Annotated in this window: 10 protein-coding genes; 8 read left to right on the forward strand and 2 right to left on the reverse strand. The window is 46.9% G+C overall.

Features of this window, described 5'->3' with window-relative positions:
* Positions 1–219: 219 nt before the first annotated feature.
* Positions 220–921 carry a queuosine precursor transporter gene (locus tag AC6B99_RS21510; protein WP_099519731.1) on the reverse strand — a complete coding sequence of 234 codons (702 nt, stop codon included), beginning with the start codon at positions 919–921 and terminating at the stop codon, positions 220–222.
* 191 nt (positions 922–1112) lie between these two features.
* On the opposite strand from AC6B99_RS21510, the gene helD reads away from it, so the two are divergent.
* Complete coding sequence (helD, locus tag AC6B99_RS21515) at positions 1113–3452, forward strand: RNA polymerase recycling motor HelD (RefSeq protein ID WP_496664290.1); 2340 nt, start codon at positions 1113–1115, stop codon at positions 3450–3452.
* 37 nt (positions 3453–3489) lie between these two features.
* On the opposite strand, the gene AC6B99_RS21520 is transcribed toward helD, so the two are convergent.
* Positions 3490–4386, reverse strand: coding sequence for a PAS domain-containing protein (locus AC6B99_RS21520; RefSeq protein ID WP_056029254.1), 897 nt, complete (start codon positions 4384–4386; stop codon positions 3490–3492).
* A 1344-nt stretch (positions 4387–5730) separates the two neighbouring features.
* On the opposite strand from AC6B99_RS21520, the gene AC6B99_RS21525 reads away from it, so the two are divergent.
* From AC6B99_RS21525 to AC6B99_RS21555, 7 genes are all read left to right on the forward strand, one after another.
* On the forward strand, positions 5731–6897 hold the full coding sequence (locus tag AC6B99_RS21525) for a glucose-1-phosphate adenylyltransferase (RefSeq protein WP_056032723.1): 1167 nt from the start codon (positions 5731–5733) through the stop codon (positions 6895–6897).
* Complete coding sequence (gene glgD, locus AC6B99_RS21530) at positions 6894–8003, forward strand: glucose-1-phosphate adenylyltransferase subunit GlgD (protein WP_056029251.1); 1110 nt, start codon at positions 6894–6896, stop codon at positions 8001–8003. Before AC6B99_RS21525 ends, glgD begins: the two co-directional genes overlap by 4 nt.
* Before the next feature lie 108 nt (positions 8004–8111).
* Complete coding sequence (gene glgA, locus AC6B99_RS21535; protein ID WP_494858417.1) at positions 8112–9569, forward strand: glycogen synthase GlgA; 1458 nt, start codon at positions 8112–8114, stop codon at positions 9567–9569.
* Positions 9551–11512 (forward strand): glycoside hydrolase family 15 protein, encoded by a 1962-nt coding sequence (locus AC6B99_RS21540; RefSeq protein WP_496664213.1) that lies wholly within the window; start codon positions 9551–9553, stop codon positions 11510–11512. Before glgA ends, AC6B99_RS21540 begins: the two co-directional genes overlap by 19 nt.
* 475 nt (positions 11513–11987) lie before the next feature.
* The gene (locus AC6B99_RS21545; protein WP_496664214.1) at positions 11988–13433 is read left to right on the forward strand and encodes a 4-hydroxyphenylacetate 3-hydroxylase family protein; all 1446 of its coding nucleotides are present in this window, start codon (positions 11988–11990) and stop codon (positions 13431–13433) included.
* Entirely contained in the window at positions 13420–13800 is a 381-nt protein-coding gene (locus tag AC6B99_RS21550) for an NUDIX hydrolase (RefSeq protein ID WP_056029242.1), read from the forward strand. Before AC6B99_RS21545 ends, AC6B99_RS21550 begins: the two co-directional genes overlap by 14 nt.
* A gap of 15 nt (positions 13801–13815) precedes the next feature.
* A complete protein-coding gene (locus AC6B99_RS21555; protein WP_056029236.1) occupies positions 13816–15012 on the forward strand; it encodes a M24 family metallopeptidase in 1197 nt (398 codons plus the stop codon).
* Positions 15013–15015: the final 3 nt, after the last annotated feature.

The following is a 15015-nucleotide window of genomic DNA, read 5'->3' on the forward strand; positions in this document are numbered from 1 at the left end:
CCGTTTCACCTTGAAATATAGGAAAGGATATCCTAGCGCAATCCTTTCTCTATATTTCTCGGAATGAAACGCGCCGCGCCGCCAAAGGATGGCGACAGCCGTTTCACCTTGAAATATAGGAAAGGATATCCTAGCGCAATCCTTTCTCTATATTTCTCGGAATGAAACGCGCCGCGCCGCCAAAGGATGGCGACAGCCGTTTCACCTTGCATTACGGACTTAAATCGATTCTTTCTTGAACGTGAAGCTGCGCGCTGCATATAGAAACGGCGTCGAGCAAACGGACACCAGAAACTTAATGACATAGGTGGACAGGAAGATCGACATCCACACATCGAACTCATATTCAGTTGCAAAGGCGATCGTACAAAAGATAAGCGAATCGACGAATTGGCTAATAATCGTACTGCCGTTATTGCGTATCCACAGCTGATTGCGGGCTGGAAACAGCCGCTTGAGCAGCGAATAAATTTTCACATCAAGAAATTGGCTGACAAAATAGGCGCATAGGCTGCCAAGGGCAATTTGCGGCAGCATGCCGAATATGGTCTGAAGCGCTGCTTGCGCCTCCACACCGGGCTCGGCTGGATTAAACAGCAGCGCCATCTGCATAATAATGGTTGAGGCGATTAAGGTGAAGAACCCGAACCAGACCGCTTTTTTGGCATCGGCTTCGCCATATTTCTCGTTGAGCAGGTCGGATGCCAAATAGATGGTGCCATACATCGTATTGCCGAGCGTAATAACGATGGCCAGCGTACCGAATTGCAAATCAACGGTTTTGACGACTTGAATATTGGCGACAACGGTCGCCATGCCAATCCAGGCAAAGATGCCGACTTTGCCGAATAATCGGTAGGAAATGAGAAAAAGCGTGAAGTGGGCGAGCATAAAAAGAACGCCGAACCACAAGTTGAACATGTGAAAAAAACCTCCTAGTTTTGATAACGCGGGAGTTTACGAACCGCGGCTTGCTTTGCTGCGATGCAGCATGTATGATTATATTTCTGCCTTTGCCATTATAATCGCTTGTTTTAAGACGGGCAATGTTTATTTCTTATTTATACAATTGCGGAAGTACTACTTTTATATATAAAGGAGCGTGACCTATGATGCCGAATTATGAGCTTGAACAGGAACAGCTGCGAGTTAATCGGGTAACGAAGTGGGTCAAGGAGCAAATCGACGGCTTGCAGGATCAGGCTGGAGATCTGCGCGAGGACATTGTAGACATTCGTAAAAACTTCTGGGATGACGTAACGGTCAACTTTGAGGATTCTGCCGAATCTGCGGAGACGCATGCCAGCTTGAAGCAGCAGGCTGAATTGCTGTCGGAACGGGAACGGACGCGCCGCGTGGCAATGGAGCAGCTGGGGCTGCTGAAGAAGCTGGCACAGTCGCCGTATTTCGGCCGCATTGATTTTGTAGAGGATGGCGAGAGCCGCGAGGCGATTGAGCCGATTTATTTGGGGGTAGGTTCCCTGCTCGACGAAAGCGGAGCCAACTACTTAATTTATGACTGGCGTGCACCTATTTCCGGCCTCTATTACGATTATTCGCCGGGACCTGCAAAATATGAGACGCCAGGTGGGCAAATTTCCGGAGAAATGACGCTGAAGCGCCAGTATATTATTCGTCAGGGCGAAATTGAAGGCATGTTCGACACGGGCGTAACGATTGGCGATGAAATACTGCAAGCAGTGCTAGGCAAGCAGTCGGATTCGCAAATGAAAAGCATTGTGGCGACGATTCAGCGCGAGCAAAATCAAATTATCCGCAATGAGCGGGCTCGCCTGCTGCTCGTTCAAGGAGCGGCGGGAAGCGGTAAAACTTCAGCTGCCTTGCAGCGGGTAGCTTATTTGCTCTATCGCTATCGCGGTACATTGAATGCCGATCAAATCGTCCTTTTTTCGCCAAATCCGATGTTTAACAGCTACGTCGCAACCGTACTGCCGGAGCTCGGCGAGCAAAATATGCAGCAGACGACGTATCAGCAGTATTTGGAGCATCGCCTTGTTCAAACCTTTGATCTGGAGGACCCATTCTCCCAATTGGAGTATACGCTCTCTGCCGCTCATGGCAGCGAATATGATGCACGCATTGAAGGGATTCGCTACAAATCAAGCCTTGCTTTTATTGGGCTGATTGATCGGTATGCCGCTTCACTTGGCGAGAAGGGATTGCGCTTTCGGGCGATGAAGTTCCGCGGCCGCACGTTAATTACAGCCGAGGCAATACACGAGCATTTTTACAGCCAAAATCGTTCTCATCCGATTCCGAACCGTCTGCGCATGACCGCCGAGTGGCTGCTCAAGGAGCTGACCCGCCTCGGGCGCGAGGAGCGGGGCAAGCGCTGGGTAGAAGAAGAGATGGAGCTGCTCGATAACGAAACGTATAATACAGTTTACAGCGAGCTGCTGGATAAGGAAGGATTTACGCAAAATTCCTTCGATGACCATAAGCGGGAGAGCGACCGTCTGGCGGCAATCATTGTACAGGAGCGCTTTAAGCGCCTGCGCAGCCGGGTAAAACGGCTTAAGTTTCTGGATATGCCGGAGGTGTATCGCCAGCTGTTTCATGAAACAAACGAGCATGAGGGCGAATATCCGCAGCTTTGGGCTGCAATCTGCGAAGGCACGGCGGAGAAGCTGGCGCGTAAGGAATTATTTTATGAGGATGCCACGCCTTATTTATATTTGAAGGAGCTGCTTGAGGGCTTCCAGACGAATACGTCGGTTAAGCATTTGTTCGTCGATGAAGCGCAGGATTATTCGCCGTTCCAATTCCATTATTTAAAGAAAATATTCCCGAGCAGCAAAATTACGGCGCTTGGCGATTTGAACCAGTCGATTTTCGCCCATGCTGTAGTCGGCGACAGCTTTCATGCCTTGTCGGGCATGTATGAGGAGCAGGAAACCGAGCGCGTCGTATTGGAGAGGAGCTATCGCTCAACCCGCCAAATTTCTGAATTTACTAGCAGCTTTATTGCGGGCGGGGAGCGGATTATTCCGTTCAACCGCAGCGGTCCATGGCCAACGATTACCGCTATTGCTGGCGAGGAAGAGCTGACGAAGCAAATTGCCCAGCGTATCGAGGCGCTCAAGAAACAAGGCAATAGCTCGATTGCCGTTATTGGCAAGACAGCGGAGGAAAGCAGGCAGGCTTTTGAAGCTTTGTCCGCCATCGTTCCAGATATAAACTTAATTGCTAAAGAAACGTCGACGTTCGAGCAGGGGGTTGTCGTTATTCCTTCCTATTTGGCTAAAGGCGTGGAGTTTGACGCTGTCATTTTGTATAATGCTTCAAGCTTAGTCTATGGACGGGAGGACGAGCGCAAGCTGTTTTATACGGCCTGTACGCGAGCGATGCATGAGCTGCACCTGTATTACATGGGCGAGCCGACAAGCTTTCTGGACAAAGCGCAGCTAGCCGAACCGCTTAATAACAAATAGTATATAAATAAGGGATGGTCCTGAAGGGGACCATCCCTTATTTGCGTATTTTTTGCCAAATCTCTAAGCAGTCCACCTTCAGCTCGGAGGCAATCAGTTCAGCCGTAAGCCGCTGGGGCATTTTTATTTTTCCATTGCGCAGCTTGGAAATCGTCTGGATGGAAATACCGGTGGCAGCTGCAAGCTGGCCTGCGCTTATGTCGCGTTTTGCCATCCAAATTTTCAGCCGCATGCTGGAATCAATATACTCATGCGTGTTAATAGGCTGCAAATCAAGCACGATGAAGGCGTATTCCTTAATTCGTCCAAACCCGTCAAAGATGGGTGTGAATGTAATCTTTACTTCAAGCTCTACGCCATTGACTTTGGTTGTTTTTACAGTAATATGGTTTGTTTTTTTGAATTTTCGCGTTTCCTCCAAAATATGTAGCAGGCGCATATGCTCGCTTTCGGCCACAATTTCCAGAAAAGATTCTCCATTCAAATGGCCGTCGGCTATCAAATAGGCGGGGAAGGGGTCTTTCAAAAACTGCACCTGATAATTGGCGTCGAGAATGCCGCTAAACAGCACCGTATTCGTCTCGAATTGTCGTTCAATCCAATGATGGGAGCTCAAATCAGTCAGTATAATGAGTGATAATGCCTGGCGCTCTTCGTTAAGCATATTCAGGTTGTTATGCTCGACCATGACGGGCGTTCCTCCCGGCTTGCAGGTGTGGAGCAGTCCTTCTCGTTTTGTGCTGGTCTTGAAATGCTTGAGCGACCAGTTCTCTACCAGCTCGCCTACCGGCTTGTCTATCAAAGATTCATATTCCAGACCTGTTAGGCGAATGAAAGCTTCATTGACATCCATGAAGAAGCCATAATGCTTTACAGATCGGATAATAGCAGCAGGACTGTCCATCATTTGAAACACTCTTTCAAAAACCGTCAATCGTTTTCGCTCCTTTGAGCCAGCAGTGCGGCATGTATGTAAGGTATTTTTAAAATATAAGAATTTATAAGTTGCACACTAATAAATTTTTATATTTCATGACAAAACGGTAGCTTTGCCGCCAGAGGACAAAGACAGCCGTTTACGCTTGAAATATAGGAAAGCATATCCTAATACTATCCGTTCTCTATATTTCTCGGAATGAAACGCGCCGCGCCGCCCAAGGACGGCGACAACCGTTTCACATTGGTCTAGTGTTTAATTAATTAAACTCGCAAGCCTAGCAGGCATATAGCTAGCGGATAGATGGTTATCTGTCCGATTATTGCTGCTTATTGGGCGCTCAGCGCGCTTTATAACTTGTCGCTTTCCTTGTTAAAATAATCAATATATAGGGAAATATTTTAAAAGGCTTGATTCCGGAGGAGATACACCATGAATAATGAATGCACCATTGAGAACTGCACCAAACCCGTCAAAGCCAGAGAATTATGCTCCATGCACCATCAGCGTCTTATGCGTCATGGCGACCCTCTCACCATCCGGCCTCGTAGAACGAAAATTGTAACGAACTGTAAATGGATTAACTGTACAAAAAGCGCGAGTACGAAGGGATACTGCTCTAAACATTATTACATTCATCGCGTAACCCGTACAGTATAAAATAAATACATATTCATCTTCTATCAGTCAGTAAATCAGCAATTTAAGGTTTCATTTGGCTATGAAAGATGTATAATATAACTAGCTGCAAGATGGGGCCATTGGCCCCATTTACCTCACAAATAATCAGGCAACCGTCGCTTTTGTCCAATTTAAAAGGAAGGAGCAGACCTTGTCAATCGCAGCTTTCCAAATAACAGGATGATTATCCCCACTACAGCTTTATTTCACTCAATGGCAAGGCCACCGCAAATGTAGAACTCTCGCATACGAATTTATCACAGTTAAGCAGCTCTTTGCTTCCTATTCACTTTAGCTCCATAGTTTGTCTGCTCACGGACGGAAGCTCTCTTCCAGTTCTATTCTGGCATATATTCATATTGCCGGACAATCTGTCATATCCTAATTATGATGTGGCAAGGGTTTGTTGTTAAAGCCAACTACTCCAAAATGCTGCTCCAACTATCAAATCGGAGTGCCAGAGCCGGGTTGCAACCGCTCTTTCATAGACGACAAGTCATATAAACCCGGGACTCGGGGATAAGGGATAACCTTATTTCGTCAGCGATACGATTGCTGGGCACGGCTGCAAATGTTGCATCTCATCACATTTTCCCCCGCTATCGCCTTGCTCTCTCATCTAGGTTCTGGGGGACACTCATGAATAAGGAGTTGGTGTCCATGGCTCGTAAAGAAATGTTGGCAATGCTGCTTGCAGGGGGTGAAGGAAAACGTCTTGGAGTGCTGACGAAGGATTTGGCCAAGCCTGCCGTTTATTTCGGCGGGAAATATCGGATTATTGATTTTACATTAAGCAATTGCACGCATTCAGGTATCGATACAGTAGGTGTATTGACGCAGTATCAGCCGTTTGAGCTCAATCGTTATTTGGGCATTGGAACGCCTTGGGGTCTGGATCGCAGCGATGGCGGCATGGCTATTCTTCCTCCGCATGTGAAACAGAAGGGCGGCGTCTGGTACAAGGGCACGGCCAACGCAATCTACCAGAATATGGAGTTTATTGAGCGATATAATCCAAGCTATGTCTTGGTCATTTCCGGCGATCATATTTATACGATGGACTACGATCTGATGCTTCAGCATCATAAGCGGTGCGGGGCGGATGTAACGATAGCAGGTATAGAAGTAGATTGGAAGGAAGCCAGCCGCTTCGGTGTCATGCATGTCGATGATGAAGACCGTATAACTGCATTTGAGGAAAAGCCTGCGAAGCCGACCAGCAATATCGCCTCGATGGGTGTCTACATTTTTACATGGTCGGTATTGCAAAAGTATTTGATTTATGACGAAGCGAACCGCCAGTCCAGCAATGATTTTGGCAAAGACGTTATTCCGGCTATGATGCGGGATGGCCTCATCGTCAGCGCTTATTCGTTCCGCGGCTACTGGAAGGATGTCGGCACGATTGAAAGCCTATGGGAGGCGAATATGGATTTGCTCGCAGAGGAGCCTTCGCTAGATCTATCGGATCAAGATTGGCGCATCTATTCTGTCAATCCCAATCGGCCGGCACAATACGTAGCGGCGGGCGCCGAGGTGAAATCATCTATGGTGACGGAGGGCTGCGTTGTGGAAGGGCGGGTAGATCGTTCCGTTCTCTTCTATGGCGTACAGATGGAGAAGGACAGTGAGGTGAGCGAGTCCGTCATTATGCCGAATGTGCGAATTGGCGAAGGGGCACGCGTTTATCGGGCAATTATCGGCGAAGGCGCTGTAATCGAAGACGGCGTGCAGATTGGCGATCCGGAGGATGATGCGATTACCGTCGTAGCTGTTGGACAGTTCGTTGCGAATGATCACGTATTGCTGGAGGTGGAGCCATCATGAGCAACCGGATAATGGGCGTTATCAATTTAATACACGAGTCGGACGAGTTGGAGCATTTAACGCAAAGCCGCTGCCTTGCGACCGTGCCGTTTGGAGCACGCTACAGGCTCATTGATTTTATTTTGTCCAGCATGGTGAACTCTGGCATTAACAAGGTAGCGGTGTTTGCGCATACGAAGTATCGCTCACTTATGGATCATCTTGGATCAGGTAAATATTGGGATTTGAACAATCGTCAGAGCGGGTTGTTTATTTTGCCGCCAGCTACGGATGATTTGCAGGAAATCAGCCGCGGCGATTTATACCATTTTTATCAAAATCGCGATTATTTCAACCGCTCAACGACGGAGTATGTTGTCATTACGCGCAGCCATATGGTTTGCAATATTGATTTTAATCCGATTATTGATGAGCATGAGGCACGCGGGGCGGATATTACAATCGTGTGCAAGAAGCAGCATGATTTGGCCGGCAAGGCGCGCAAGGTCAAGATGAGCAGCGATGGCCGAATTACATCGATTCAGGAAAACTATGGGCGCATGCTGAGCGATATTTCCTCGATGGAAATGTATGTGATGAAGAAGGATTTGCTCATGGAAATCGTAGAAACCTCGCTCGCCCAAGGGCAGGATCATCTCGTACGCCATGCGATATTCTCCCGCTTGAACAAGCTGCGGGTTTATGGACATTTATACGATGGTTATTTGGGCGTAGTCAATACGCTTGAAAGCTATTTTACCAATAGCATGAATCTGCTTTGCCCTGAAGTATGGAAGGAGCTGTTTTTCCAGCCAGGCACGATCTTTACGAAGGTTAAGGATGAGCCACCGGCGCGGTATTTGGAATCTTCCAAAGTTAATAATTCATTAATCGCCAATGGCTGCCGCATTGAAGGGACCGTGGAGAACAGCATTTTGTTCCGGGGTGTCCATATTGGCAAAGGGGCAGTCATTCGCAATAGCATCATTATGCAAAATGGCATCATTGGCGAAAATAGCCTGATTCAGCATAGCATTTTGGATAAGGATGTACGAGTCGATTGCAACCGGGATATAAGAGGAGCGGAGAAGCTGCCCTTCCTGGCAGGCAAGCGCAAGACGATCTAACTTAAAGGAAATAGGCAGGTATGAGGCTGGGTGCTAAGCTGGGACTTTTCTGCAGCGTGTCGCAGCCTCTGCCAGCTCCATTTTTGAGCGAAACAGGAGGAGAAAAAAATGAATATTTTGTTTGCAACTTCGGAGGCCGCGCCACTCGCAAAAACCGGCGGCTTGGGCGACGTTGCAGGCGCTCTTCCCAAAGCATTGGTTAAACGTCAAATCGGCACAAGCGTTATTTTACCAAAATACGAGGACATTCCAGCAGAATATTTGGAATATTTCGAACAAATCGCTTCCTTCAACGTTTCCTTTAGCTGGCGCAATCAATATTGCGGGCTATTCCGTGGAGAAATCGAAGGCGTTTGCTATTATTTGATCGACAATGAGTTTTATTTTAAGCGCAGAGGGTTATATGGATATGGAGACGATCCTGAGCGCTTTGTGTTTTTTAGCTTTGCTGTGCTGGAGGCGCTAAGCTTTATTGATGTGCTTCCGGATGTCATCCATTGCCATGATTGGCAGACCGCGCTCATTCCGTTTCTGCTCAAGACGCAATATGCGGCACAATGGGCACATATCCGCACCGTTTTCACTATCCATAATCTGAAATATCAGGGCGTACTGGGCATCAAGCAGCTTCAGGATTTAACGGGAGCGGGCGATGAAGCTTTTGGCCCGGATGGGCTGGAATTTCATGGCGCAGCCAGCTGTTTGAAGGGTGGCCTCGTGTACGCAGATAAGCTGACAACAGTCAGCCATACTTATGCGGAAGAAATCAAGGGCAGTGAATATGGCGAGCGTCTGGAGAAGCTGCTGCGGCATCGCGAAGGCGATCTTTTGGGCATTGTAAACGGGATTGATGATGAGTCCTATGATCCGATGAAGGATTCCTCGCTGCATACGCCATACCGGAATTCAATTAGCCGAAAACGGAAAAACAAGCTCGATTTGCAGCAGGAGCTCAGACTGCCGGAATCGGAGGAAATTCCGCTCATTGGCATGGTCAACCGGCTTGTAGAGCAGAAAGGGCTGGACCTCATCACGGCAAGGCTTGAACAGCTGCTGCAGGAGGATATCCAGCTCGTCATTCTTGGTTCGGGCGAGTGGCATTATGAGCAGCTGCTGCAGCAGTTTGCGCTGCGTTATCCTGACAAAATTGCGGTAAAGCTTGGCTATAACGAGAGGCTCGCTCGCCGCATCTACGCAGGAGCTGATTTATATTTGCTGCCTTCACGCTTCGAGCCTTGCGGAATTAGCCAGCTTCTTGCGCTGCGCTACCGTGCTGTCCCGATCGTTAGGGAAACCGGGGGATTAAAGGATACCGTCCAGTCTTTTGATGAATATACTGGTGAAGGAAATGGCTTCAGCTTTGTGGGCTATGATGCCGATGAATATTGGAGTACGGTTAGCAGAGCGCTGCGCGTATACCGGAATCCAGAGGCTTGGAAGCAAATTATAGACAATGTCTCCAAGGAGAACTATAGCTGGAATCGCTCGGCCAAAGCCTACGTAGCCGTATATCATCAACTTTTGTTACAGCGAGAGGAGAACAAACCATGCCCCGTCACCTTATAATTGGCAATGGCAAGCTGTTAGTGAATTTGGATCAAACCTGTTACATCCGCGATATTTATTATCCTTATGTGGGACAGCTCAATCATGTGGGCGGCCACTATTGCCGCTTCGGCATTTGGATTGGCGGCGTCTTCTCCTGGCTGGATGAACCCGAGTGGAACATTGAGCTTGGGTATATTGACGATTCGCTCGTTACGAACATCATAGCCAGACATGCTGGGCTTGGTGTTGAGCTGCAGATGAATGACGGTATTCATCAGCGCGAATGCATTTATATTAAGCGGGTCGTCGTACGAAATTTACGCAATGATGGCCGCGAGGCAAGGCTGTTTTTTCATCAGGATTTGATGATCGATGGCTCGGAGGTAGGCGATACAGCTGCGTATTACCCGGAAAATAATACGCTGTTTCATTACAAGCGCTCGAACTATTTTATGTTCAGCGGCTCAAGCGATGAAGGCGGCTTGATGCAATATTCGACGGGAATCAAACGGTTCCACTCTGCGGAAGGCACCTGGCGTGATGCAGAGGATGGCGTGCTAATGGGCAATACGATTGCCCAAGGCTCCGTAGACAGTACGATTGGCCTCAGTGCCAATGTGCCGGGGGACGGCGAAAAAACGTTTTATTATTGGATGTCGATTGGCAAAAACCTGGAGGAGGTCAAGGAGCTTAATCAATACGTCCTTGATAATAGCCCAGAAAAGCTGCTTAGCCGCGTCGTCATCTATTGGAATCATTGGCTGAGAAGAGCCGAGAGCGATTTGGGCGATTTAAATGAGAGCATCAGCCGCATGTTCCGTCACAGCCTGCTCATCGTGCGCACGCAGGTAGATGAGCGCGGCGCGATTTTGGCGGCGAATGATACGGATATATTGCAATACAATCGTGACCATTACAGCTACATGTGGCCGCGTGACGGCGCATTAATCGCCGAATCGATGTCGCTTGCCGGCTACCAGAGCGTTATTGCGCCATTTTTCAATTTTTGCGCAGCAGCGCTTGCGCCAGATGGCTATTTGTATCACAAATACAATCCGGATGGAACGGTCGGCTCCAGCTGGCATCCGTATATCGTACAGGGCAGCCAGCGGCTTCCGATTCAGGAAGACGAGACGGCGCTCGTCCTGTTCGCGTTATGGCAGGATTATTTGCGCAATCAAGTCATTGAGCTGCCTCAGTCCTTGTACAGCAACTTGATTCGCAAGGCAGCTACCTTTCTTAGCAGCTATATAGAGCCTGAGCTGTCGCTGCCTAAACCGAGCTATGACCTGTGGGAAGAGCGTTATGGCATCTGGACCTATACCGTCGCTTCTGTATATGGCGGCTTAATGGCGGCAGCCTTCTTCACCGAGCTGTTCGGCGATTATGAGCGCAGCGACCATTACCGGAATACAGCCCAGACGTTTAAGAACGGCATGCTGACACAGCTGTGGGATGAGGAAAGCGGACGGTTCGCGCGAGGGCTTATTCAGAAGGACAATGGCTGGGTGAAGGATATGACGCTGGAGAGCAGCGTATTCGGCATTTGGGAATTTGGCGTGCTGCCGGTCGATGATGATAAAGTTGTTCGGACGATGAATGCGATCAGAGATGGGTTGAAAATCCAGACCGACGTCGGCGGACATGCACGGTATACGAACGATTATTATTTCCAGCAAACCGGCGATATTGATAAAATTCCGGGCAATCCGTGGATTATCTGCACGCTATGGGTCGCCAATTACCAAATTGCTTCTGCACAGAAGCTGGATGATCTGGAAGGGCCGAAGCAGACGCTGCAATGGGTCGTGGATCATGCTTTATCCAGCGGATTGCTGGCAGAGCAGCTGAATCCGTTCGACGGCAGCCCGCTCTCTGTCGCACCGCTCACTTGGTCGCATGCGACATTCATTCAGAGCGTTAGCAAATACGCAGAGAAGTATAAGCAGCTCAAGGGCTAAATCTATCAAGTATCATTCATAAGCAGTTCCGGCAGGATAAAGAACGCAGCAAACGTTCTTTGTCCTGCTATTTTTTTGCGGAAACCGCATCCTGCTCTGACGGGAAGATCTGCTGTTATATACAGGAAAGTTTTTCTGTACCATCAATATAAATGTCGTATATTTACAAATAATAAAACGCTTACATGACATATAGAATGGCTTTAGTTTTCGCGATAAATAGATAAAAAGCAGCAGTTTCCATTACGGGAGCGGCTGCTTTTTATCGTTTTAAACCATTTTCAAAGCTAATTACGACAAAAAAAGTCTATATTCGACAGCTAATTTCGACAGACTTTTTCATAAAATTAAATTACCATTACATATGTAATTTGCTATAATTATCTATTTTTTATTTTATGTTTAATTTAGATTTTTTATAAACTAATTATCAAGATTTTTATGGTAAAAAATAATGTAAGAGGTGTTGAACAACGTGCAAACCTATGAATTTTCAGCTAAAAGTGCCTATTTGAAAAGAATGAAAGGGAGAAATTCTGTTTATTTAAACGGGATTCAAGTGGATGTAGCGACAAACCCGGCTTTTGGAGGTGCGATTGGTTGTATTGAAAAGTATTATGATTTGCAGGAAGAACAATCAGATATTCATTGTTTTAACGATGGCAGCCACAATGCCGCAATTAGTCTGCTAGTCCCTTCAACAATCGAGGATTTGCAGCGGAAAAGAAAATCCTACAAGGCTGTAGCGGATATTTCCTTTGGGATGTTGGGCAGAACGCCAGATTTTATCAATGCCGCTTTAGCTACGTTATATGCTCATTCTAAGCAGCTGGGAAGCAATCCGTTTGCTAATTTCTCGGAAAATATGAGAGCTTACTATCAATATGTGAAAGAGAATAACTTATTTGTAGGGCATGGGGCTATTAATCCGCAAATTGATCGTTCTTTGCCTCTTGGCTCCCAAATCAATGAATATGCGGCCGTGAGAATCGTAAGCCATGATCAAAAAGGAATCGTCGTTACTGGGGCAAAAATGATCGTAACCTTGGCGCCAATTGCAGATGAATTGCTCATTTTTAATATGCCAGGGTTAAAGCCGGGTGACGAGGACTACGCGGTTTCTTTTGCTTTGCCAATCGATTACCCAGGCGTGAAAATTATTTGCCGAAAACCGATGGTGAATCCAGCCTATCATTCCTTTGATCACCCACTAGCTAACGCTTTTGATGAAATTGATGCTTATTTGATTTTAAATGAAGTATTTATTCCTTGGGACAAGGTGTTCGTGTTTAGAGATGTTGCTAAATCAAATTTATTCTACGATAAAACCTTCGCTAGAAACCATACGGGGCATCAAGGTATTGTGCGAGGTTTATCTAAAGCGGAGCTCCTCACAGGCATTTCCATTCAACTGGCGAAGATGCTGAAGCTTGATGGATTTATTAATATTCAAGAAAAGTTAGGAGAGCTAACCTCCTATGTTGAGCTTGTAAAAGCGAGCATCGCATGGAGTGAGGCAGAGGCAACGATAAGTGAGGAAGGAGTTATAACGCCAAGCATTAGCGCGATTCAGGCGATTCGCTATAATTTTCCGAAAATGTATGAAACGATGGTTAAAACCTTGCAATCTCTTGCCGCTGGTTCCATGTTGTCTACCCCGCATTATGAGGATTTTCTTAATTCGGATTTAAGCGACTTGGGGAGTGCGCTTACTACAGGTGAGACGGATGCGTTATCCCGGACTAAATTATTAAATCTCGCTTGGGATGCATCCGGTGATGGCTTTGGGCAAAGACAGTTAGTCTATGAATTTTTTCATGCCGGGGACCCGATGAGAATTGCCGCAGGACATTTTATAAATTATGACAAGCAAAACATGATCAACATGGTAGATAGGGTGCTGCTGCATGACAATGATTAGCTGTGCCTGCCTTGTAAAACAGGATAAAAACAAGCTGCTTCTCGTTAGGGTTAGGGATAATGAGCTGTGGTATTTGCCCGGTGGGAAAATAGAGCCAGGAGAGGACCCGCAGGAAGCTCTAGTAAGGGAATTGAAAGAAGAGCTGAATATAGAAGTTCAGAGGGAAAGCATTCAACATTTGACAACGGTAATAGGGCCTGCCTATAAAGAGGATGCCAACGTTGAGCTCATCTGTTATACAGCAACCTGGGCTGGACATATCGTGCCGTGTTCGGAAATTAGTGAAGTGGATTGGGTGGACTCAAGCGATAATAGCTTGCTTGCCCCTGCCGTTATTAAGCTGGTTGAGCAATTAGAGTTCGAATAAAACATGAGGTGAATGATGCTGTTTAATACGGAGCGATTATTATCAAAAATGAAAGAGCATAATCTGTCGGCCATTGTTGCGGCTACCAAAGAAAATATAAAATATTTTACAGGATTTGAGCCTGTAGTCAAAACGTTGAACCCTTATTTTGGACAATGCTTCGCAGTCATTACAAGCTGTGCTCCCGATAAGGTTCATATTGTGCATTCCGTTGGTGAAATTGACCAGATTTTAGATGCGAGAGTCCCCATTGGGGAAGTCATAACCTATGGTACCTTTTATCGGGAATATGGAGCAGACACCCCATTAACGGAAGACGAGCAGCGTTTGAACGATTTATCAAATCATGACAATGGAAATGTAAATGCCGAAGAAGGTCTTGTTGCGTTAATCCATAAGCTTAATCTCGCGAGTGAACGAGTAGGGATTGATGAGGATGGCATGAGAGGAAGCCGCTTGTCGATGATTAAAAGCAAGCTCCCTCAGGTTGAATGGGTTGAAAGCTCGGCGGTGATCCGAAGCGTTAGGGCGGTTAAAACGAGCTTTGAAATAGAGGCGCTTGCTTATTCGTCTATTTGTATCGAGAAAGCGATTAAAACCGTTATTGATCAGCTATATGAGGGCATTAATGAACAGGAAATTGTCAAAATTTTTTCATGCTCGATTGCAGAGCAAGGTGCTGTAGCTACATTGCCGATGATTAAAGTGGGCAGACATGCCGTCGGCGGCCAAAGAAAGCCTAGTGCTGACAACCGTCTAATGCCAGGAGATATTTTATGGTTTGATTGCGACATTGTATGTGATGGTTATTGGGCGGATATTGCCAGAGTTTTCGCCTACAAGGAGCTTAAAGCCGAATACTTGAAATATAATGCGCTGCATAAAGGGCAGCAAGAGGCGATAAAAAGGGTTAAGCCGGGGATGAAGGGCAAGGATGTGTTCCATCTGACGATGAATGCTGTTCATGAAGCAGGCTTTGAAAGCTATAGAAGGCATCATGTTGGACACGGAATTGGCCTAGAGCCGTACGAACTGCCTATTTTATCCCCAGCAAGCGATGATGTTATTGAAGAAGGAATGGTTCTTTCCATAGAGACCCCTTATTATGAATTTGGTCTTGGAGCCTTGCATGTAGAAGATCCTATCGTCGTGCTGCAGAGCGGCAATAAAATACTGACTACGGGTGATAGCTTAATTAAAATTGTGGGGTGACGC

Source organism: Paenibacillus liaoningensis (assembly GCF_059609455.1).

Coding starts and splice junctions, on each gene's coding strand:
- AC6B99_RS21525 (WP_056032723.1), top strand. CDS start 5,731: ATGGCTCGTAAAGAAATGTTGGCAATGCTGCTTGCAGGGGGTGAAGGA.
- AC6B99_RS21550 (WP_056029242.1), top strand. CDS start 13,420: ATGACAATGATTAGCTGTGCCTGCCTTGTAAAACAGGATAAAAACAAG.
- AC6B99_RS21555 (WP_056029236.1), top strand. CDS start 13,816: ATGCTGTTTAATACGGAGCGATTATTATCAAAAATGAAAGAGCATAAT.
- glgA (WP_494858417.1), top strand. CDS start 8,112: ATGAATATTTTGTTTGCAACTTCGGAGGCCGCGCCACTCGCAAAAACC.
- helD (WP_496664290.1), top strand. CDS start 1,113: ATGCCGAATTATGAGCTTGAACAGGAACAGCTGCGAGTTAATCGGGTA.
- AC6B99_RS21510 (WP_099519731.1), bottom strand. CDS start 921: ATGTTCAACTTGTGGTTCGGCGTTCTTTTTATGCTCGCCCACTTCACG.
- AC6B99_RS21540 (WP_496664213.1), top strand. CDS start 9,551: ATGCCCCGTCACCTTATAATTGGCAATGGCAAGCTGTTAGTGAATTTG.
- glgD (WP_056029251.1), top strand. CDS start 6,894: ATGAGCAACCGGATAATGGGCGTTATCAATTTAATACACGAGTCGGAC.